We start from the raw sequence: 22,170 nt of genomic DNA, 5'->3' as shown, positions 1-22,170 counted from the left end.
TATTGTAATAATTATAGAAATTTAACAATTTTAACATTTAAATTATAGTTTTTAGTAATAGATGTAAAGCAAATCCCTTAAAAGATTACCTTTAAGGGATTATATTTAATAATCTATTAATAATACTAACCATCAACTAAAATAGACTATTAAAGCTTTTTATTATAAGAAGCCACCACCAGATTTTTCGTTATCGTCACGACGTTTTCTTGATTTGGCTCTATATTTTCCACCTCCAAATTTATACGATAGACCAACGAAAAATGTTCTAAACTCGGGTACAAACTCAGCTGTTTGGCTAAACGGACGATTACTGGTAATGCCAATTTCCTGAGTATTTAAAACGTCATTGAAATTAAGACTAAACGTGGCTTTGTTATTTTCTAAGAACGAATAACGCATACCTAGATTTACAAAATACATGGGATCCATTTCAAAGTTTAAACCAGTGTTTTTTCCTCGATACATTCCAAATGCAGAGAAGGACAATTTTTTGCTTGCTTTAAAATTATTAAATACTCTAAAATTCCAGATGACATTATCTACTTCAACAGATTCAACTATTATGTCGTTTTCTGTAGGATTAATTAAAGTTGGGTCTATACGTTCTGCTATTCCTTTTTGGGTTTGAGAATATAGGTCGAAACTAGCATTTAAGCTCCACCATTTTGTGGGTCTGTAATTACTCGATAATTCAAGTCCGTAAGCGGTTGTATTATCAAAGTTATCGAAGGTTAAAATAATTCTGTTCGATGTTAAATCTGATCGGTCTACCTTAACGGCTCTGTTAATTTCGTCTTCAATAATTCTATAGAATATGCCACCAGTAATGCTTCCTTTTTTTAGCTGCTTCGTGTAATTGGCTTCAATTGAGTTTGTGAATTGCGGTTCTAATTCTTGATTTCCAAAATTAGAAACTAATGGTGTATTCCATTCTGGTATAGGGTTAACTTGACCAACACCGGGTCTATCTACGCGTCTGCTATAGCTTAATTGATATGAGTTTTTTTCTGATGGATTAAATGTAAAAAATAATGAAGGATATATTTGAAAGTAATCATTTTCAAAAGGAAATACGGTTTCATTATTTGTACTTAAATCGGTTTCAATAGCATTTGCATCTACGTTAACACTTTCTGCTCTTAAGCCTATTTGATAAGACCATTTTTCGAATTTCTTATTGTAGTTGGCATAGGCAGAATATATATTGCGTTTGTAATCATAATTAGTAAGCGTGGGTATGTAAACACCGTTTTGATTTCTAACCCTAGCATCAGATTCGTATTCAATTAAATTGTCGAAAAGTCTAGCTTGTAAACCTAATTCTAATTTAGCTTTATCGGAAATTGGGTCTACATAATCTAAATTTATAGTGGTTCTTTCTCTATCGGTCTCAGTAAATTCAATGAAGTTAGGTCTAATGTTGTTACCTATTTGAATGTTATCTGTGTCAATTTCATTTTCGAAATCATTATAGTCAACTTCTAATTCCAAATTCCTCCCTTCTTTGTTAAAGTCTAATTTGTAGTTGAAGTTGTATTGGCTTGAACCATTTTCATTCATCGAGTTGGTGAATTGCCTTTGATTGTCTAGCATGTTGTTCCTAAATATATAGTCAGATCTAAAATCATTTTTACTGTCAAAGGTGTTTTGATTGGTAAAAATGGAGATGGTGTTCTTATCATTCAAATAATAGTCTATTCCAATTTTATATAAATGAGATTTGTTATTATCTAAGATATTCAAGGTTTGGAAGGAATTATTTTCTATTTGTGAGATAAGTCCTGTGTTGACGCCTTTTCTAATGTTATTACCATAGCTTCCATAAAGATTTACTTTACCATTTCTATAATTCATATTTATAGAACTGTTAAACTTGGCTTCTTTTTGATAACGAAGCCCTACATTTAAACCACCATTAAACCCAATGTTGGTATTCTTGTGAAGAATAATATTTATTAATCCGCTCATACCTTCAGGATTATATTTGGCAGAGGGATTGGTTATAAGTTCTATTTGTTTAATGGAAGAAGAGGGTAATTGCCTTAATAACTGTGCTGTTGGGATGTTTGATAATTTTCCATCTACCATAACGCGAACGTTTTGGTTTCCTCTTAAACTTATATCACCAGTTTGAGCATCTACATTTATTGAAGGAACCGCTGTCATAATTTCGGTAGCTGTTCCCATATTGGCTAAGTCCTTACCAACATTAATAACCTTTCTATCTACTTTTTGCTGTATTGTTGAGACTTCAGCTATTACTGTTACTTCATCAAGTCCTTCGACTTCTTCTTCTAGCAATATAGAACCTAGGTTTACCTTGTAGTTGTCTTTGCCAATTTTAACTTCATTGTTATATGTTTTATATCCAATATATTGAATGCTGATAAAAATATTTCCTTCAACTATTTTGTCAATTTTAAAGGTGCCATCTTCATTAGTGATGCCACCAGTTATTATTTCTTTATTACTGTTTTTAATAATTACATTTACGTATGGTAAGGGTTGGTTTAATTTAGCGTCTAACACTTTTCCAAATATGGAACCAGTTTTGTCAATGGTTTTTTCGGGGGATGTGTTTATTGCTTTAGTGCTTGTTGCTAGCAATAAGAAACACATGAAAATTAGATTTTTCATTTGATTGTTCGTTTTTTTGATTGATTTATGATGATATATGGTAGACGATTCGAAAAGTTTTTCGTTACCACATTTAACAACTATTAACATTTTTTTAACATGAGTAAAAAAACATTGGTGTTTGGGGCATCACTAAAGCCAAATAGATATTCAAATTATGCGATACAACGTTTGGTTGCGCATAATAAAAAAGTGGTTGCTTTTGGTCTTATGAAGGGTAAAGTAGCAGATGTAGATATTGATAGTGAATTAGTACAATATGAAAATATAGATACTGTCACACTCTATTTAAACAAAAAAAAGCAGGTTGCGTACTATGATTATATTGTTTCGTTGCGTCCTAAACGCGTTATTTTTAATCCAGGAACAGAGAATCCAGAATTTTATAATCTTTTGAAAGAAAATAATATAGCTTACGAGGCATCTTGTACCCTAGTTCTGCTTGCTACGAATCAATATTAGTCCTAAAAAGGTTAGGAAGCCGTTTAAAATAAGAATGAAGAAACCAAACTCAAAACCAAACCATTTTGTACTATTAACGCTTATTATATAAGATAGAATAGGCGATAGCAAAGCCACTATAGGTACTAGTTTATCTTTTACCTGCAACTTAGTAAATAACCCGAAAGCGTATAAACCTAATAACGGACCATATGTGTAACCCGCAAAAACGAATAGCTTCGCAATAACACTAGCATCTTTAATTATATATTTAAATATTATAATTACTAAGATTAAAATCAAAGAGATTAGTACATGAATGCGTTTTCGAACTTGGACTTGTTTTTTAGAATCGTATTTTTTTTCAATATTTAAAATATCTATACTGAATGATGTTGTAAGTGAAGTCAAAGCTGAATCTGCACTGCTATATGCGGCAGCGATTAAGCCCAATAAGAAAAAAGCAAAAACACCAATACTCAAATGGTTTTTTGCAAGAATTGGAAATAAATCATCTTTATTGGCATCAATACCGTTTTGTTGTGCATAAATGGTAAGTAATAAGCCCAGGCTTAAAAAAATAAAGTTTACAATGGTTAATACAATGGTGAACCAAAACATGTTTTTTTGTGCATCTTTAAGTGTTTTACAAGTCAGGTTTTTTTGCATCATATCTTGGTCTAAGCCCGTCATAACAATCGCTATAAATGCCCCAGAAATAAATTGCTTCCAAAAGTAGTTGCTAGATTTAAAATCATCAAAAAAGAATGTTTTACTCAAGTCACTATCCGCTATAAAACTTAATAAACTACTAGTGTTTAGATCTAATTCACTACTAACAAAATAAATAGCAACCCCTACAGCAATAAGCATAAACAGTGTTTGTAGGGTATCTGTCCATACAATAGTTTTTATGCCAGATTTAAATGTGTACAACCAAATAAGAAGTACAGTAATTGTTACAGTTTGCCAAAATTGAATACCCAAGTCATCAAACAAAATTATTTGTAATACGTTGGCCACCAAATACAATCTAAAACTAGCGCCAACTACTCTTGATATTAAAAAGAAGGAAGCTCCTGTTTTATATGCGTAATTGCCAAAACGTTCTTCTAAATAAGTATAAATTGATGTTAGGTTTAATTTGTAATATAAGGGAAGAAGTATTGTCCCGATAACAAAATAACCAACTATATAGCCTAATACAACTTGCATATAGCTAAATTGTGAGGCTTCAACCCACCCAGGAACCGATATAAATGTTACGCCAGATAGAGAAGCTCCAATCATTCCAAAAGCGACAACGTACCAAGGCGATTGTCTATTGCCTTTAAAAAAAGCATCATTTCCAGACTTTTTTCCAGTTAAATATGATATTAAGATTAATAGCCCAAAGTAAGAAGCTATTAATAGAATAATTTGAGTGGCAGTCATAAATTTAATTCAAGTTTTGAAAATACAAATATTAAACTTCAAATTCCAAAAGAAGACTTGGTTATTTAAATGCATTCATTAAAATTAGCGAAATTCGTATCGAAATAGTAAATTTGCAACCATGGAATTTTCGTCGAAATTGTTGGAAAATGCAGTTAGTGAAGTAGCTCAACTTCCAGGTATAGGTAAGCGAACGGCTTTGCGTTTGGCACTTCATTTATTACGTCAGCCTATTAATCAAACTGAGTCACTTTCAAAGGCATTGCAAAATATGCGTAACAATATTAAGTTTTGTAAATCATGTAATAATATAAGTGATTTAAATATTTGCGACATATGCTCAAATCATAAAAGGAATAACGGAATAATATGTGTTGTAGAAGATGCGCGCGACGTTATGGCAATTGAAAGTACAAGCTCGTTTAAAGGATTATATCATGTTTTGGGAGGTAAAATTTCTCCTATGGATGGTATAGGTCCTCATGATTTGAATATTAAGCTTTTAGTAGATCGTGTTAAAACTGGTGAAATAAAAGAATTGATCTTTGCATTAAGTTCCACTATGGAGGGAGACACAACCAATTTTTATATTTATAAGCAAATTCAAGAATTTAATATTGCTATTTCTACCATTGCTAGAGGGATTTCGGTAGGAGATGAATTAGAATATGCAGATGAAATAACACTTGGGAGAAGCATTATGAATAGAGTTCCATTTGAATCTTCATTAAAATTGTAATTTAGTTTTATCATCATCTAACGATTCTTTTCTTATGAACAGACAAATAGCAGTTCTGTTACCACATTATAATAATCAAGTTGGTTTGCAGCTTACTTTGAATTCCTTGTTAAGCGAAAGTGAGGAATTTACTGTATTTGTGTTTGATGATGGAAGTGATGAAGTAGATAAGACTGATGAAATAATTAAAAATTTTAGAGATCAATTAGATATTAGATTTATTAAAAATGCTGAAAATATTGGCATAGCAAAAACGCTAAATAAAGGTTTAAAGTTTATTATTGAATTAAATCAATATGAATTTATTGCTCGAATAGACGCAGGAGATGTTAATTTAAATGATAGATTCAAGCATCAAAAACAAGCTTTTCTAAATGATAATGATTTAGGTTTGGTCGCATCGTGGGTAAGATTTGTTGATATGGAAAGAAAGAAACTTTTTGAATTTAAACCACCCTCAAGCCATAATGATTTAAAGGAGGTTATTCATTTGTATAACCCTTTTGTCCACCCTTCAGTCATGTATCGTTGTGAGTTAGTAAGTAAATTGGGCTATTACCCAGAAAATTATCCAGCACTTGAAGACCACGCTTTTTTTTTCAAAATTAAAAAAACATATACAACAAAGGTGTTAGAAAATATTTTACTTGAATATGAAGTTAATCCAGAGAGTATTTCAACCAAGAATAGACATAAACAAACAAAAAGTAGAATAAAACTTTTTTTGAATGAGTATAAATTTGGTTTTTATACTACATTAGGTTTATTTAGGGCAATATTAACACATATATTACCGCAAAAACTATTGATTTTAATGAAGCGGTTTTTATATAAATAATTAATCAAGATTTTAATTTGAAGCTGTCTGTCGTCATACTAAATTATAATGTTCAATACTTTTTGCACTTATGTCTTAAAAGTGTTTATAAAGCAGTTGAAAAAATCGAAGCTGAAATTATAGTTGTTGATAATAATTCTCATGATAACAGTTGCAAAATGGTAAGAGAAGTTTTCCCTGAGGCAATTCTAATTGAGAATAAAGAAAACTTTGGTTTTTCTAAGGCTAATAATATAGGTGTTTCAAAAGCGAAAGGAGAATATATATGCATATTGAATCCAGATACTGTTGTTAGTGATGATACATTTATTAAGCTTTTAGAGTTTTCAAATCAAAAAGACAAACTAGGTGTTGTAGGTTGTAAATTATTAAATGGTGTTGGCAGCTTTCTTCAAGAAAGTAAGAGGAATATCCCCTCTGCCATCACTTCGTTGAAAAAAATATTAGGTTTTCCTAATAAATATTATGCAAATAACTTGGTTGAAGATGAAATCGGAGAAGTAGATATTTTAGTAGGCGCTTTTATGTTTATAAAAAGAACATGTTATGAAGAATTAGGTGGTTTTGATGAGGATTATTTTATGTATGGTGAAGATATAGATTTGTCTTATAGAATGTTAATGGCTGGTTATAAAAATTATTATTTTGGAAAAACTAGCTGTATACATTTTAAAGGAGAAAGCACGTTGCGAGATAAAAATTATGCGCGTAATTTTTATGGGGCTATGCAAATATTCTATAAAAAACACTTTTCAAAAAATAGTATATTCGATTTACTTATTTGGATTGGTATAAAATTGTCTTATTTTATTAGACAAACACCTAAAAAAGAAATTAAAAATATAAATAGGTATCTTTTTATTTCAGATCAAATGAATTATAAATTACAATCTGCGTTAAAATGTAAAGTTTTACTTCAAGATAGTATGGCAAATGTAAAAAACAGTGATGAAGTCATTTTTAATGCTAACTTCTTGAATTATAAAAATATAATTGAAATGATTGAAAATTCAAATAATAGCACAATAACTTATAAAATATTACCAGATAATTCTAATTTTATTATTGGTAGTGATAATGCTACAAGTAGAGGAGAAGTAATTCATTTTCAATGAGAATAATTTACAAAAACACATATTTTTTAATTAATTTTGCAAACAGAATATAAAAAATAAGTATTATAATAAGAATATGGCAAAGTTTGAACTTAGGTTACCAAAAATGGGAGAAAGTGTTGCAGAAGCAACTATTACATCTTGGTTGAAGGAAGTTGGCGATACTATTGAGTTAGACGAACCTGTATTGGAAATAGCTACAGATAAGGTTGATAGCGAAGTCCCAAGTGAAGTTGATGGTGTTTTAGTCGAGCGTTTGTTTAATGTAGATGATGTTGTTCAAGTAGGGCAGGTGTTGGCTATTATTGAAACAGAAGGGGAAGACGAATTATCAGACAATGGCCATGATGAAATAGAAACAAATCAGAATGAAAAAGCTGTTGAAGAGATAGTACAGACTATTTCTCTTGCTAAAGAAACAGTTGCTCCTCCAGTGTCAAGTAGCGAACGTTTTTACTCGCCTCTAGTAAAAAATATAGCTAAGGCAGAAGGTGTTTCTCAAGAAGAATTAGATGCTATAGTTGGAACAGGAAAAGATAATCGTGTTACAAAAAATGATATTTTAGGCTATATTCAAAATAAAGGGACTGCTATAAAGCAAGTATCTCAAAATGTTGAAGCAATTCGTGTTTCTACAAAAAAAGTTGAGGCTCCTAAAGTTGAAAAACCAGTTGTGGTTTCAAGTGGTGAAGATGAGATTATAGAAATGACCAGAATGGGCAAATTGATTGCACATCATATGGTTGAGTCTGTACAAACGTCTGCACATGTACAAAGTTTTATAGAAGCCGATGTTACTAATATTTGGAATTGGAGAAAGAAAGTTAAATCAGATTTCATGAAACGTGAGGGTGAAAACTTAACCTTTACACCCATTTTTATGGAAGCCATAGCTAAAGCATTACGAGATTACCCAATGATGAATATTTCTGTGCAAGGCGATACAATTGTTAAAAAGAAAAACATCAACTTGGGTATGGCAGCGGCATTACCAGATGGAAATTTAATTGTACCAGTTATAAAAAATGCAGATCAGCTTAACTTGGTTGGAATGACGAAGCAAGTTAACGATTTGGCTAATCGTGCTAGAACAGGTAAACTAAAACCAGACGATACACAAGGCGGAACATATACCGTTACTAATGTTGGTACCTTTGGAAGTATTATGGGCACACCAATAATTAATCAGCCACAAGTTGGTATATTGGCACTTGGTGCTATTAGAAAAGTACCAGCGGTTATTGAAACCCCTGATGGTGATTTTATTGGTATTCGTTATAAAATGTTTTTATCACATTCATACGATCATCGTGTGGTTAATGGGGCATTAGGAGGGCAGTTTGTAAAAGCTGTTACAGACTACCTTGAAGCTTGGGATATAAATAGAGAAATTTAAAATTAAAAAAATAAACAATAGCTAAACCTAACCTTAAAACGGTTGGGTTTTTTTATTTTTACAAAAACAACATTAAGTAAAATCTTAAAATGCAATTAAACCTAACAAAACCGATCTGTTTTTTCGATTTAGAAACTACAGGAATAAACATTACTCACGATAGAATTGTTGAAATTTCAATATTAAAAGTGTTTCCTAACGGTACTGAAGAAAGTAAGACTTGGTTGGTGAATCCAGAAATGACGATTCCTAAAGAAGTTACTGAAATTCATGGAATTACTAATGAAAAAGTAGCAAACGAACCAACATTTAAAGAACTAGCTAAGGATATTCATAACATGATTAAAGATTCTGATTTGGGTGGTTTTAATTCTAACCGTTTTGATATTCCGTTATTAGCAGAAGAAATGTTGCGTGCTGAGGTTGATTTTGATATGAAAAACAGAGTAGCAGTGGATGTGCAAACCATTTTTCATAAAATGGAACAACGAACACTAAGTGCAGCATATAAGTTTTATTGTGATAAGAATTTGGATGGCGCGCACAGTGCTGAAGCTGATACGAATGCAACCTACCAAGTTTTAAAAGCGCAGTTAGATAAGTATGAAGATTTAGAAAATGATACTAAGTTTTTGGCAGAGTTTAGTTCGCGTAGAAAGTTTGCAGATTTTGCAGGTTTTATATCATATAATAAAGAAGGAAAGGAGTGTTTTTCTTTCGGGAAGCATAAAGGAAAATTAGTTACCGAGGTTTTAGAAAAAGAACCTGGGTATTTTGGATGGTTACTAAATGCAGATTTTCCGTTATATACTAAAAAAGTATTGACTGCTATTAAATTGAGGAGTTTTAATAATAAGTTGGGGTAACAACGGCAAAAAAAACTTACTATATCCTAACTTGTTTACGGGATATAAAAATATAAAAGTAACTATATAACAAGTTGTACAACATTACCGCAGATGAACATAATAGACAATTTAGAATCAGACAAAAATCATAAAGAGCATATTCTCGGAATGATAAAGATGTCAGATGAATTGTTAATTACAAGTCCATATTTGATGAGAGATTTTAGTCTTTTCTTTAAAGATGAAATCCTATTAAATATTAAAAAAATAAATCTGATTACGACTTTAGTACCAAATTCGCTAGACCAAATAAAAAAAGTCCATTCTTTAAAGTCATTAATTGAAATCCCTAAAATAAAGTCAGGAGAAATTGAATGTAATATTTCTCTGAATAATAAACTGCATGGGAAAATTTATATTTTCAAAATGTCTGGAAAATATATTGGTGGTTTAATCTCATCAGCAAATTTCACAGATAGTGGTTTATGGCTTAATCACGAATGGGGAATTACTTTAAAAGGAGAGGGTAATTTAGAAGAATTAGAGACTTCAATTACCAATACGATTGAGCCTAAATATAAAAATTTATCGCATAAAAGTATTCTTCGTCTATTAAATCGACTGAATTCATTTCTAAATAAAAATGGAACTAAAAAAGAGGAAGAAATAGACCTTGATTTAACTGAATTTTTAGAAACCAACGAATCCGAAAACAATAAAAACAACTCGAATAAAACTTATGAATTCAAAATTACTGAAAAGTATATGGAAACTTGGCAGGAATATTTTGATGAATTCGTAATATTTAAACAGAAAAATAATGAAGTAACCGTTCCACGTGATTATAAGAATTATCATCTTTATATGTGGTATAGAAAACAAAAGATATTTTATGCTAACGATACTATACCACCAGAACATAAAAGAAAATTAGAAGAAACAGGGTTTTATTTTGGAGATGGTCATGAAATTAGATGGGCAAAAATTTGGGAAGAAAACTATCAACTATTAAAAGCATATTATGATGAATACGGAGATTCTGACGTTCCACATACTAGCGATAATACTGATGCATTTTATTCACTTGGCAATTGGGTTGCTATCCAAAAAACCTATAACAACAATGAGGTCTTAAGTGATTATAAAATCGAAAAACTAAATGACCTAGATTTCATATGGAGCAAGGAATCTGCGGAATTTAATCCAAAAAATAAGCGTTGGATGGCACGTTACGAAGAATTGAAAGAATGGGCTGAAAAATATGGAGAAGCGCATGTACCACAAACTAATCCTGATAAAACCCCAAACAAATTAGGGAAATGGCTTAATGACCAAAGAGGTCTAAAAAGGAAGGGAAAAGTAAGGTCTGATGGTACAATGCGATATTTAGAGCAAGAAAGAGTAGACTTATTATTAGAAATTGGTGTAGATTTTGACCACGAAGAAAATAAACATATAGATGGATTTGAGAAACAGATACAAGAATTTTTAAGTTTTCGTTTTCAGCATCCAAACCTAAATCCACCTATGGGAACTTTTAAGAAAGAAAGAGAAGTTTTAGCACAATGGAAACATAAAATTGATAAGTTACCTGAATGGAAAAAGAAAAGATTAATTGACGAAAGAATAATATAATAACGTTGTACAACACCGTATAAAATTAATTGCTGGTTATAGCATATTTACGAAAGTCCGTGAGGACTTTCTATCTGTGATTTATTTGCTAACTTTAGTTCTTAAACCACGCAACTAATCTTACACAAAACCGTTAGCTACTATTTGAGGAAAACGAAAATACATATAACTAAAAAATTAGAAAAGTTAGTCAAGAAACTAATCACAACTGACGAAAAAACTGATTGCGGAATTCTCGGAAAATGGAATGCGACAGTATTTTATGTTGACAGAAAAAAATGCTGGTTACTCACAAATGGACTGACCAAATACAATGTAATTCTGACTGATATAAAATCATCAGATTTGAGCAAGATTGAACAAATTTTTAAAGACACTCTTTTCGGACAACTAATTTTTGATGGAATAATAATTGACTTTGAAACTCTAAATTTAATTATTGGCGGACTGGACTTTCTGCCAACAGATAACGACCGAAGTACGACTGGATTTCAAAACCAAAGACTTTATGAATTAGATTTTTGGAAAAATGATTTTGGGAAATTAGAAAATATGCCAATAAAAGACTTGACTAATCGAATGAATACAAGTCCTATTCATATTGGAAAAGGCAGTAAAATGTCTGATTATACAGATTCGATTGAAGAAATGAAAAAATTATTAACGAAATAAAAACGGTAGATAGCACAGTATATAAAAAATTGCTAGTTTTAGTTAAACCAAAGTTTGTTGCTCGTTTGCTAGCTTCTGATTTTCCTACGGAAAATCCTCGTACATAAAATCGACTATTCTTAAACTTAGCCGATATACCACATAAAACACAAGTAAATTTCTTATTAGAAAAATCAAAATCATAAATTTGCAGGATAAGCAAGCAACTTTGAGTTAAAAACAACTTTTGGCAAGCTATCCCGCGTTAGGGATTGTAGTGGATAGCCCACAGCTTTTGCGCCTTAGCGCATAAGCGAGGACTTGTAACGGAAAGCCCGACTTTTTGTGATCCTGCAAGGTTTTGAAAACCTTGTAGGTATGAGCAAAAAGTAACGCCCAAATAAAAATTTTACGTCTTAGTGTCTTTGTGAGAGGAAAAAAATAAATAGCATGAAACTAATTTGCATCGGTAGAAATTATACTGAACATATTGAAGAGTTACAAAACGAAAAGCCAGAGGAACCCTTGGTATTTTTAAAACCTGATACGGCAATTCTTTTGAAAAAGCAACCTTTTTTTATTCCAGATTTTTCGGATGAGGTGCATTATGAGGTTGAGGTTTTGGTGAAGATAAATAGAGTAGGGAAGCATATTGATAAAAAATTTGCGCATAAATACTATAATGAAATAGGGCTGGGAATTGACTTTACAGCACGCGACTTACAGAACAAATTAAGGGCTAAAGGCTTACCTTGGGAAAAAGCAAAATCTTTTGATGGGGCTGCTGTAATTGGTAAATGGATTGATAAAAGTGCGGTAGATAATGTAGATAATTTTGAATTTTCCTTAAAAAAGAACGATGAAATTGTGCAAAATGGAAATACGAGCCACATGCTTTGGAAAATTGATGAATTAATAGAATATGTGTCAAAATATTTTACTTTAAAGATTGGAGATATTATATTTACAGGAACACCAGCTGGAGTTGGCAAAGTAATTGCTAACGATAAATTAAAAGGATTTATAGAAGACAAAGAAATGTTTTCAATAACAGTAAAATAATGGAACAACATTACAAATTATTTAGGGTAAGAGAATTAGCAGATAACGATGAAGACTTTATTCTAACTCTTGCCGAAACTTTTTTAGAAGAAGTTTCTGTTGATGCTGAGCGATTAAAAGTGGCAGTTGCAGAAAAGAATTATCAAGAAGCATATCAAGCAGCTCATAAAATGAAACCAACGGTGGACTTATTTGAATTAGGCATTCTAGACGATTTAATTGAGGTTCAAGATTGGGGTAAATTCACAAAAACAGAATTGGATATTACCGATAAATTAAATATTGTTATTTCTGCGGTAAATAATGCTTTGGCAGAAATAAAAACCGATTTTAATTTATAATCATGCTTGCCGAAATAATTACTATTGGAGATGAGCTACTCATAGGTCAGGTAATTGATACAAATTCTGCATTTATAGCCAAAGAACTTAATAAAATTGGCGTTTCAGTTTTTCAAATCACATCAGTTCAAGACGATAAAAATCATATACTACAAGCTTTTAAGGATGCTGAAGATCGTGTTGATATTATTATCATTACTGGAGGTTTAGGTCCAACCAAAGATGATATCACAAAAAAAACAATTGCCGAATATTTTGATGATGTTTTAGTAAGAGATGCGTCAGTTTTAAAAAATATAGAATCACTTTGGGATAGATATATACGTCAAACCTTATTACAAGTAAACATAGATCAGTCGTTAGTTCCTTCTAAAGCCACTATTTTAATGAACAAACTAGGAACAGCACCTGGTATGTGGTTAGAGAAACAAGACAAGACATTTGTTTCGCTTCCTGGTGTTCCCTATGAGATGAAAACACTAATAGTTAATGATGTTATTCCTAGACTAAAAGCTAAGTACCATTGTCCATTTATTTTACACCGCACACTTATAGTATATGGGTTAGGAGAAAGTACTTTAGCAGCTAGAATAGAATCATGGGAAGATGCATTACCAAAACATATTAAATTAGCTTATTTACCAAACATAGGAAAAATGCGACTACGCTTATCCGCAAAGGGTTTTGATGAAAATAAGATAAAAGAAGAAGTTCAAGAGCAAATAAATAAAGTACTACCTTTAATAGAAAAAGAGTTTTTTGGTTTTGAAGATGAAGATGGTAATGAAGAAGCTGTTGTTGCTAATCGATTAACAAAAAAAGGAAAAACACTTGCTATTGCCGAGAGTTGTACCGGGGGTAAATTGGCGCAATTGTTTACAGCAAAAGCTGGAGCTTCTAATTACTTAAAAGGAGGTGTAGTTGCTTATGCAACACAATCAAAAATTGATGTTTTAAATGTTCCCGAAGCGTTAATTCAAGAATTTTCGGTAGTAAGCGCGCAAGTAGCAGAAGCTATGGCTCAAAATGTTCTAAAATTATATAAGTCAGATTTTGCGATTGCCACAACTGGAAATGCAGGGCCAACAAAGGGAGAATCCAATGCCGAAGTAGGTACCGTTTTTATTGCTATTGCTACAAAAAAAGGTATTTTTTCAGAGCAATTTAACTTCGGAAATCATCGCGAAAAGGTAATTAATAAAGCCGTTAATAAAGCTCTTGAAATGCTTCAAAAACAAATTTTTAAAAATTGATAAAAATTAGGTTGTCATAATATAAAGAATTTGTATATTTGCACCTCGATTTTAAGCAACAAAGAATTTAAAGTTATATAGAATGTCAAGAGTTTGTGAACTTACAGGAAAGAAGGCAATGGTTGGTAACAACGTGTCTCACGCATTAAATAGAACTAAGCGCAAATTTAACGCTAACTTAGTTAAGAAACGTTTTTACATTCCTGAAGAGGATAAGTGGGTAACTTTAAAGGTTTCTACATCTGCATTAAAAACTATTAACAAAATAGGCATTTCTGCAGCAATCAAAGAAGCTAAAGCTAAAGGATTTTTAAAATAATAGCTGCAAAAAAAGATGAGGTTTCCGTCTTCGCGGAAATGACAATAAATATTATAACATGGCAAAGAAAGGCAATAGAATACAAGTAATCTTAGAGTGCACAGAGCACAAAGAGTCTGGGAAAGCAGGAACTTCAAGATATATTACTACAAAAAACAAAAAAAATACGCCAGATAGAATGGAGATTAAAAAATTTAATCCTATCCTTAAGCGTATGACAGTTCATAAAGAAATCAAGTAAAAATATAGATCATGGCAAAGAAATCAGTAGCATCATTACAAACAGGATCTAAAAGATTAACAAAAGCAATCAAAATGGTAAAGTCTCCAAAAACAGGAGCTTACATGTTTGTTGAATCAATAATGAGTCCAGAGCAAGTTAACGACTTTTTAAACAAATAAAAGGTTTCGTTTCAAGATATTATAAGCTGCTTTCTAACGAGAGCAGCTTTTTTATTTTATATTTATCTGCCATAATAACAGTTTATTAAAAGTGGTAAGATAATTGACTGTTATATTTTGGGCGTTACCCTTAACGGGTCGGGCTTTTCGCTGTATCTTTTTTGAGAAAAACAAAAAAGGATGTCGCTTCAATCCCTAACGCGCTAGTCTGCAAATGGCAGTAATTAATAACCAATTGTGTACATATTTGTAAAACCAAACCATAACAACCCTGTTATTGAGTTAAGTAGCTCAACAACAAACAACAAACAGTAATAATGAGTTTTTTTAAAAAAATATTTTCAACAGAAAAAAAGGAAACCCTAGAAAAAGGATTAGAGAAATCTAAATCCAGTTTTTTTGGTAAATTAAGTAAAGCTGTAGCAGGAAAATCTAAGGTAGATGACGAAGTTTTAGACAATCTCGAAGAAGTTTTAGTGTCAAGCGATGTAGGCGTTAATACTACCTTAAAAATCATTGAGCGTATAGAAGAACGTGTTTCAAAAGATAAGTATTTAGGAACCGATGAGTTGAATCAAATATTACGAGAAGAAATCGCTGCTTTATTAAGTGAAACTAACACAGGAGAGGAAATTGAATTTACTGTCCCCCAAGATAAAAAACCTTATGTAATAATGGTTGTTGGCGTAAACGGCGTTGGAAAAACAACAACTATTGGTAAGTTAGCTCATCAATTTAAAAAACAAGGGTTAAATGTGGTATTAGGAGCGGCAGATACGTTTAGAGCCGCGGCAATCGACCAACTTCAAGTTTGGGCAGATAGAGTAGGTGTGCCTCTTGTAAAACAGTCTATGGGAAGTGATCCTGCATCAGTAGCGTTCGATACGTTGCAAAGTGCTGTAACTCAAAATGCCGATGTGGTTATTATAGATACAGCAGGACGTTTACATAACAAAGTAAACTTAATGAATGAGCTTACCAAAGTAAAACGTGTCATGCAAAAAGTAGTGGATGATACGCCTAATGATGTATTGTTAGTTCTAGATGGTTCTACAGGACAAAATGCCTTTGAACAGGCAAAACAATTTACGGCAGCTACCGAAGTAACCTCGTTAGCCGTTACCAAGTTAGACGGAACCGCCAAAGGAGGAGTTGTTATTGGTATTTCAGACCAGTTTAAAATTCCGGTAAAATACATCGGTGTTGGCGAAGGTATCGAAGACTTACAAGTTTTTAATAAATACGAGTTTGTAGATTCTTTCTTCAAATAATCTGTCATTCCTGCGAAGGCAGGTGTCTATTTTAAATAAATTTAGGTGACAACTTTTAATTTACTAATTAATGAGTGTGTTAAGTCGTCCCCATAAATCATTATCAAAACTAGAAAGCGCAAAAACTTCATTGTCCGCAGCTTCACCCATTCTAATAACAACTAATTTTTTACTATGTACAACATAGATTTTCTGATCGTTCTTTCCTAAAGCAGCGTACATGTCATTTGGTGCATTTGGTATTAATTCATCACTAAATTCAAATTGACTTTGTGGTAAATGATAACTTGACTTTCCATTAAGCCACCATAAATACCCGTAAGATTTATTAATATCTTGAGATGTGTTAGTAGCTTCATTTAAAAATGTTTCAGAAACAATTTGGGTATTTCCCCATTTTCCATTCGCGTAAATCATCAATCCAAATCTAGCCATACTTCTGGTATTGCTCCAATAAACATTAAAATTACCAAGTTGTAACCACCCACCAGCAGTATTAGTCATTCCAATTTTATCTCTAAGTTTAGTGTTAAAATAGCTAACAAAAGTAGAACCACTTGCAGAGGCAATAACGTCTTGCATTTTTTTATACACATTGTGATAAGCCCAACGTGTACCTGCATCAGCTTCATATTGTAAATCTTCAGGATTTTCAACAGCATCTATACTATCGTCTAAACCAGAGTTCATAGACAATAGATTTTTACAAGTGATTAGATTTTCTTTTTCTAACGGAGCACTCGTCCAACCCGTTCCTAAATAATCGGAAACCTTATTGTTTATATCAATAAAGGCTTCTTCTTGAGCAATTCCAGAAAGTGTAGTAGTTAATGTTTTACCTGCGCTTGCCCAATACCAAAGTTTTGTAGCATCATGACCATGCATATACTCTTCAATAACAATTTTACCATCGTAAAGAATCATAAAACTTTTTGTGTTATTGTCCTCTAAGAAATCTAATAAGGGTTGTAGTTCGCTTTCATTCCAACCTAATTCTGAAATAGATTTGATGGCCCAAATGTTAGAGTTAAATGGTGGGAAATATATTGCTGCTTCTGCAGGATCTGGTTCTGTAATTGTTTCATTTTCAGAACAGCTATAACAAAAAAGTAAAGCTATTATAATTGGGTATATAAACGCTTTCATATGGGCAGGTTTTTATTTTGAGACATTCAAATATATAAAAGGTTTAATTGAAAAAAGACTGAGGCTGTCTAAAAAGTAAGTTCGATGTCATATTGAGCTTGTCGAAATATTCTTAACTTACTGATAATTAATATTGTTTTCGACAGGCTTAACTTGACAAATCAAATTATAAAGACTTTTCAGACAGCCTCTTTCCTTAGAAATTGTCATTCGTGAGAAGGCAGGAATCTTTCTTTCAATTTAAAAGGGAGTTTAGCATAAAGTATACAATTATATATCCTAAATCATTCCGTATCTTTGCGCACTCATTTAATAAAGGTATGCGTACAAAATCCCTAAAGAAAAATAAGATTAACGTTGTCACCCTTGGCTGTAGCAAAAATGTTTACGATAGCGAGGTGTTAATGGGGCAATTAAAGGCTAGTGGTAAGGATGTTGTGCATGAAGAAGAAGGCAACATTGTAGTGATTAACACCTGCGGATTTATAAATAATGCCAAAGAAGAAAGCGTAAATACGATTTTGGAATACGTACAAAAGAAAGAAGAGGGTGATGTAGATAAAGTATTTGTAACAGGTTGTTTAAGTGAGCGCTATAAACCAGATTTGGTTAAAGAAATTCCGAATGTAGACCAGTATTTTGGCACCACCGAATTACCAGGATTACTAAAAGCATTAGGTGCAGATTATAAGCACGAGTTAATAGGTGAGCGTTTAACTACCACACCAAAAAACTATGCGTATTTGAAGATTGCTGAAGGCTGTGACAGACCTTGTAGTTTTTGTGCAATTCCTATTATGCGTGGTAAACACAGAAGTACACCTATTGAGGAGATTGTAATTGAAGCCGAAAAATTAGCGGCTAACGGTGTAAAGGAATTGATTCTTATAGCTCAGGATTTAACCTATTACGGTTTAGATTTATATAAAAAACGAAACTTAGCCGAATTACTTGAAGCCTTAGTAAAAGTGGAAGGTGTAGAATGGATTCGATTACATTATGCATTCCCAACAGGCTTTCCGTTGGATGTCTTGGATGTAATGAAGCGTGAGCCTAAAGTTTGTAATTATTTAGATATTCCGTTGCAACATATTTCCGATTCTATTTTAAAGAGTATGCGTCGTGGTACAACAAAAGATAAAACGACGAAATTGCTCAAAGAATTTAGAGCGAAAGTTCCTAATATGACTATTAGAACCACGCTAATTGTTGGATATCCAGGTGAAACCGAAGAAAATTTCCAAGAATTAAAGCAATGGGTCGAAGAGATGCGTTTTGAGCGTTTAGGCTGTTTTACCTATTCTCATGAAGAAAATACACATGCTTATAATTTAGAAGATGATGTGCCTGAAGATGTTAAAATTGATAGAGCAAACCAGATTATGGAAATTCAATCTCAGATTTCTTGGGAATTGAATCAACAAAAAATAGGGCAGGAGTTTAAAGTAGTTATAGATAGAAAAGAAGGTAACTATTTTATTGGTCGTACCGAATTTGATTCGCCAGATGTGGATAATGAAGTACTTATTGATGCCACAAAAACATATCTAAAAACAGGCGAATTTGCTACTGTAAAAATTATTGAAGCGGAAGACTTCGATCTGTATGCAGAGGTTGTTTAAGTTTAAGTGCGCTTCAATTGCTTTTGAATTTTTCGTATAGCATTCTCAATCGACTTTTCTGGCTCAATAATATTGTATTCGCCCCAAAATTTTGGGTCTGAAAAACCGGACGCTTTTTCACTTAAAATGGTAGTCGGCCTAATTAATTGACTACGCACTTTAGCAATTTTTGTGTCTTTAATCTCCCAATCGGTTATGGCCATTTCGCTGTTTAATGAATAAACACTATTAAACAACTTGCCTTTCCAATTTACTTTAAAAGTTAATGATATATTGCTATAAGAATAATGCCATCTACCATCTCTAGTTCTGTAATTTACACGATACATAGCATTAGTAGGATACACGTCTACTTTTCTCGGTTTTTTACGAATATACATTCGGCTTGATAGTTCTTTATTCGATACATTTAAGCTGTATACTGCACTTGTTAAAGCTAAAGTATTGGCATCTATATAAAGCTTACCAAAATACATTGGTGTGTTTGTATTTTCTTTTTGTTTAAAGTTAACAACATACACCAAGCTTTTATTTATCTGGGTAGATTGACCAAAACTAAAATCATAGTAGGGCAAGTCATTTTCGGTAAATATAAATTCAGGGTATTTTATAATATCGGTATACAAATTACTAAACGGTCCTCCTTGTAGTTTTAAGGCAAGCGTATCTAGTTTAGAGTAATCTGTGTTTTTGCGCGCTTTTATAAGCTCAATATTGTCATTTCTTTGGTTGTTGTATGGTTGCTTATGGATTTTAAATACAGCTTCAGACAACGAAGCATTTTTACGTCTTTTCTTTATGGTTTCCCTATAAAAAGCAGTCATCAAAGTGTTGTTATTATTATAAATGGTGCTTTTTCTTGATAAAGTTTCTAATACAAGAGAACGCGCATCATCCTTATAACGTATTATGCTCACTTCATTTAAGGTAGTAATTGCAGGAGTTAGTCTTATTTTAGAATGGTTTTTGAAGTTAGAAATTTTAAGATTAAGTTTTTCATAACCCAAATGAGTTATAGATAATACACCGTTTAGTAATGCATTTGGTATTTTTAAAAGGAATTCACCATCGGTATTTGTAACCGTACTTATGTTAGTTTCATTAAGGACAATATCTGTAAATACTAAAGGTTTTTTAGTATTCTCATCAATAATAATACCTTGTAGCTCTTTAAAAGTTTCATCGTTTTGAGCATTGGTATGTGCTATTAAACAGATACAAAGTATACAAAACATTTTAAAAACGTGGATTGATTTTGTTTTCATAACATTGATATTTAGAGATATAAGGTGCTTATAAGTTACAAAAAAATAACGATTCACATGAATTTTTAACGGAATTTAACTACTAATTCTTAACTAAATTTTTAGAATTGCGAATTTGAATAACTGTATATTTACATGATATTAATTTGAAGTATGGGGCAACAACATATTCCTTTTTACAAAACCGGTTATTTTTCACCGTTAATATGTAATTATCTGGATGAAAAAACAGAATTAAAAACGTTTTATAATCGATTTCCTAAGTTCGAGAATTTCAAGGCTCAAATAGAAGAGAAACAACATTCTGAGCATACTACAAAAACACATAAAAAAGTTTTGGTTAAGGTTTTAAAGAATCAATACCAAAACATTGATACTTCCTATTTAACAGAAGAAAATATAGATTTATTAGAGAATAGTAACACATTCACAATTACCACAGGGCATCAATTAAATTTATTCACAGGACCACTTTATTTTTTATACAAAATAGTTTCTGCAATTAATCTTTCTAATCAATTAAAGAAAGAGTATCCAAATTATAATTTTGTACCCGTTTACTGGATGGCGACTGAGGATCATGATTTTGAAGAAATAAATTATTTCAATTTTAAGGGTAAAAAAATTCAGTGGAATAGAGAGTCGAGTGGCGCTGTTGGAGATCTGTCAACAAAAGGTCTTAAGGAAGTGTTTACAGTTTTTTCAAATCAATTAGGCACCGGTGAAAATGCCGAATTTTTAAAGCGTTTGTTCGAAAAAGCGTATTTAGAGCATTCTAATTTAGCTGATGCCACTAGGTATCTAGCTAATGCGTTATTTAAGGATTACGGATTGGTAATTATTGATGCAAATGATGCCGATTTAAAAAGACAATTTATACCATTCATTGAAGACGAATTATTAAATCAAACATCTTATAAAGCGGTTTCTAATACTAATGAAAAACTTGTAAAATCCTATAATATTCAAGTAACTCCTAGAGAAATTAATCTATTCTATTTAACTCAGAATCTAAGAGAGCGTATTGTTTTTCAAAATGAAAAATATAAGGTTTTAAATACAGATATTTCTTGGACTAAAAGTGAAATACAAGAGATGCTCTTAAAGCATCCTGAACGCTTTTCGCCCAATGTTATTATGCGACCCTTATACCAAGAGGTTATTTTGCCTAATCTTTGCTATATAGGTGGTGGTGGCGAATTAGCTTATTGGTTTCAGTTAAAACAACTTTTTAATGAAGTTAATGTACCATTTCCAATTTTATTACTGCGTAATTCTGTTCTCATTCAAACCGAAAGCCAAGCAAAGAAACTTAAAAATTTGAATATTACTGCTGAAGAAACATTTTTAAAGCGAGATGCCTTAATTAATAAAAAAGTAAGGGAAATTTCTAATATTAATATTGATTTTTCCGAACAAAAGAAACATTTAAAACAACAATTTGAAGACTTATATAACCTTGCAGAACAAACAGATAAGTCTTTCGTTGGTGCTGTAAAAGCACAAGAAGTTAAGCAAATAAAGGGTTTAGAGAATTTAGAAAATAGACTATTAAAAGCGCAGAAGAGAGCATTATCAGATCAGGCATCTAGAATGACAGATATTCAAAATGTGTTATTTCCTAATCAAAGTTTGCAAGAACGAAATGCCAATTTTTCAGAGTTTTATCTCGAATATGGCGAAACACTCATACCTAAACTAATTGAAAATTTACAACCCTTAAACGGTACGTTTTTAATTTTAAATATGTAA

Annotated in this window: 21 protein-coding genes; 17 read left to right on the top strand and 4 right to left on the bottom strand. The window is 31.7% G+C overall.

Annotated features, from left to right (window positions below; translation table 11 throughout):
- Window positions 1–162 precede the first annotated feature (162 nt).
- Window positions 163–2,640 carry a TonB-dependent receptor gene (locus Q0739_RS01260; RefSeq protein ID WP_298236882.1) on the bottom strand — a complete coding sequence of 826 codons (2,478 nt, stop codon included), beginning with the start codon at window positions 2,638–2,640 and terminating at the stop codon, window positions 163–165.
- A 99-nt stretch (window positions 2,641–2,739) separates the two neighbouring features.
- On the opposite strand from Q0739_RS01260, the gene Q0739_RS01255 reads away from it, so the two are divergent.
- On the top strand, window positions 2,740–3,102 hold the full coding sequence (locus Q0739_RS01255) for a CoA-binding protein (protein WP_298236881.1): 363 nt from the start codon (window positions 2,740–2,742) through the stop codon (window positions 3,100–3,102).
- Here Q0739_RS01255 and Q0739_RS01250 read toward each other — a convergent pair.
- Window positions 3,073–4,515 (bottom strand): sodium:solute symporter, encoded by a 1,443-nt coding sequence (locus Q0739_RS01250; protein WP_298236880.1) that lies wholly within the window; start codon window positions 4,513–4,515, stop codon window positions 3,073–3,075. The genes Q0739_RS01255 and Q0739_RS01250 overlap by 30 nt on opposite strands.
- A gap of 121 nt (window positions 4,516–4,636) precedes the next feature.
- On the opposite strand from Q0739_RS01250, the gene recR reads away from it, so the two are divergent.
- The 14 genes from recR (at window position 4,637) to ftsY (ending at window position 16,385) form a co-directional block, all read left to right on the top strand.
- Window positions 4,637–5,254 (top strand): recombination mediator RecR, encoded by a 618-nt coding sequence (recR, locus tag Q0739_RS01245; RefSeq protein WP_298236879.1) that lies wholly within the window; start codon window positions 4,637–4,639, stop codon window positions 5,252–5,254.
- Window positions 5,255–5,288: 34 nt separating this feature from the next.
- Window positions 5,289–6,092 (top strand): glycosyltransferase, encoded by an 804-nt coding sequence (locus Q0739_RS01240; protein ID WP_298236878.1) that lies wholly within the window; start codon window positions 5,289–5,291, stop codon window positions 6,090–6,092.
- A gap of 17 nt (window positions 6,093–6,109) precedes the next feature.
- Window positions 6,110–7,207 carry a glycosyltransferase family 2 protein gene (locus tag Q0739_RS01235; RefSeq protein WP_298236877.1) on the top strand — a complete coding sequence of 366 codons (1,098 nt, stop codon included), beginning with the start codon at window positions 6,110–6,112 and terminating at the stop codon, window positions 7,205–7,207.
- Window positions 7,208–7,283: 76 nt separating this feature from the next.
- A complete protein-coding gene (locus Q0739_RS01230; RefSeq protein ID WP_298236876.1) occupies window positions 7,284–8,603 on the top strand; it encodes a dihydrolipoamide acetyltransferase family protein in 1,320 nt (439 codons plus the stop codon).
- 89 nt (window positions 8,604–8,692) lie between these two features.
- On the top strand, window positions 8,693–9,469 hold the full coding sequence (locus Q0739_RS01225; RefSeq protein ID WP_298236875.1) for a 3'-5' exonuclease: 777 nt from the start codon (window positions 8,693–8,695) through the stop codon (window positions 9,467–9,469).
- A 93-nt stretch (window positions 9,470–9,562) separates the two neighbouring features.
- The gene (locus Q0739_RS01220) at window positions 9,563–11,086 is read left to right on the top strand and encodes a Helicase associated domain protein (RefSeq protein WP_298236874.1); all 1,524 of its coding nucleotides are present in this window, start codon (window positions 9,563–9,565) and stop codon (window positions 11,084–11,086) included.
- Between the two features lie 144 nt (window positions 11,087–11,230).
- Window positions 11,231–11,758 (top strand): hypothetical protein, encoded by a 528-nt coding sequence (locus Q0739_RS01215; protein ID WP_298236873.1) that lies wholly within the window; start codon window positions 11,231–11,233, stop codon window positions 11,756–11,758.
- 429 nt (window positions 11,759–12,187) lie between these two features.
- On the top strand, window positions 12,188–12,799 hold the full coding sequence (locus Q0739_RS01210; RefSeq protein ID WP_298236872.1) for a fumarylacetoacetate hydrolase family protein: 612 nt from the start codon (window positions 12,188–12,190) through the stop codon (window positions 12,797–12,799).
- Window positions 12,799–13,140, top strand: a complete 342-nt coding sequence (locus tag Q0739_RS01205; protein WP_298236871.1) for an Hpt domain-containing protein — start codon at window positions 12,799–12,801, stop codon at window positions 13,138–13,140. Before Q0739_RS01210 ends, Q0739_RS01205 begins: the two co-directional genes overlap by 1 nt.
- A 2-nt stretch (window positions 13,141–13,142) precedes the next feature.
- A complete protein-coding gene (locus Q0739_RS01200; RefSeq protein ID WP_298236870.1) occupies window positions 13,143–14,393 on the top strand; it encodes a competence/damage-inducible protein A in 1,251 nt (416 codons plus the stop codon).
- 82 nt (window positions 14,394–14,475) lie between these two features.
- Window positions 14,476–14,712, top strand: a complete 237-nt coding sequence (rpmB, locus tag Q0739_RS01195; protein WP_298236869.1) for a 50S ribosomal protein L28 — start codon at window positions 14,476–14,478, stop codon at window positions 14,710–14,712.
- A gap of 58 nt (window positions 14,713–14,770) precedes the next feature.
- Window positions 14,771–14,953, top strand: a complete 183-nt coding sequence (gene rpmG, locus Q0739_RS01190) for a 50S ribosomal protein L33 (RefSeq protein ID WP_298236868.1) — start codon at window positions 14,771–14,773, stop codon at window positions 14,951–14,953.
- A gap of 11 nt (window positions 14,954–14,964) precedes the next feature.
- Window positions 14,965–15,114 carry a DUF4295 domain-containing protein gene (locus Q0739_RS01185; protein ID WP_298236867.1) on the top strand — a complete coding sequence of 50 codons (150 nt, stop codon included), beginning with the start codon at window positions 14,965–14,967 and terminating at the stop codon, window positions 15,112–15,114.
- Between the two features lie 317 nt (window positions 15,115–15,431).
- A complete protein-coding gene (ftsY, locus tag Q0739_RS01180; RefSeq protein WP_298236866.1) occupies window positions 15,432–16,385 on the top strand; it encodes a signal recognition particle-docking protein FtsY in 954 nt (317 codons plus the stop codon).
- 63 nt (window positions 16,386–16,448) lie between these two features.
- Here the strand turns inward: ftsY and Q0739_RS01175 are convergent, their stop codons facing one another.
- Window positions 16,449–17,531, bottom strand: a complete 1,083-nt coding sequence (locus tag Q0739_RS01175) for a serine hydrolase (protein ID WP_298236865.1) — start codon at window positions 17,529–17,531, stop codon at window positions 16,449–16,451.
- A gap of 320 nt (window positions 17,532–17,851) precedes the next feature.
- Between Q0739_RS01175 and rimO the strand changes: the two genes are divergently transcribed.
- On the top strand, window positions 17,852–19,153 hold the full coding sequence (gene rimO, locus Q0739_RS01170) for a 30S ribosomal protein S12 methylthiotransferase RimO (protein WP_298236864.1): 1,302 nt from the start codon (window positions 17,852–17,854) through the stop codon (window positions 19,151–19,153).
- A gap of 2 nt (window positions 19,154–19,155) precedes the next feature.
- Here the strand turns inward: rimO and Q0739_RS01165 are convergent, their stop codons facing one another.
- Entirely contained in the window at window positions 19,156–20,418 is a 1,263-nt protein-coding gene (locus Q0739_RS01165; protein WP_298236863.1) for a carboxypeptidase-like regulatory domain-containing protein, read from the bottom strand.
- 153 nt (window positions 20,419–20,571) lie between these two features.
- Between Q0739_RS01165 and bshC the strand changes: the two genes are divergently transcribed.
- Window positions 20,572–22,170 carry a bacillithiol biosynthesis cysteine-adding enzyme BshC gene (gene bshC, locus Q0739_RS01160; RefSeq protein ID WP_298236862.1) on the top strand — a complete coding sequence of 533 codons (1,599 nt, stop codon included), beginning with the start codon at window positions 20,572–20,574 and terminating at the stop codon, window positions 22,168–22,170.

Source organism: uncultured Algibacter sp. (assembly GCF_947487605.1).
Lineage (GTDB): Bacteria > Bacteroidota > Bacteroidia > Flavobacteriales > Flavobacteriaceae > Algibacter_D.
Note: the sequence above shows the minus strand (reverse complement) of the source record. Positions and strands in the feature narration are given on the sequence as shown.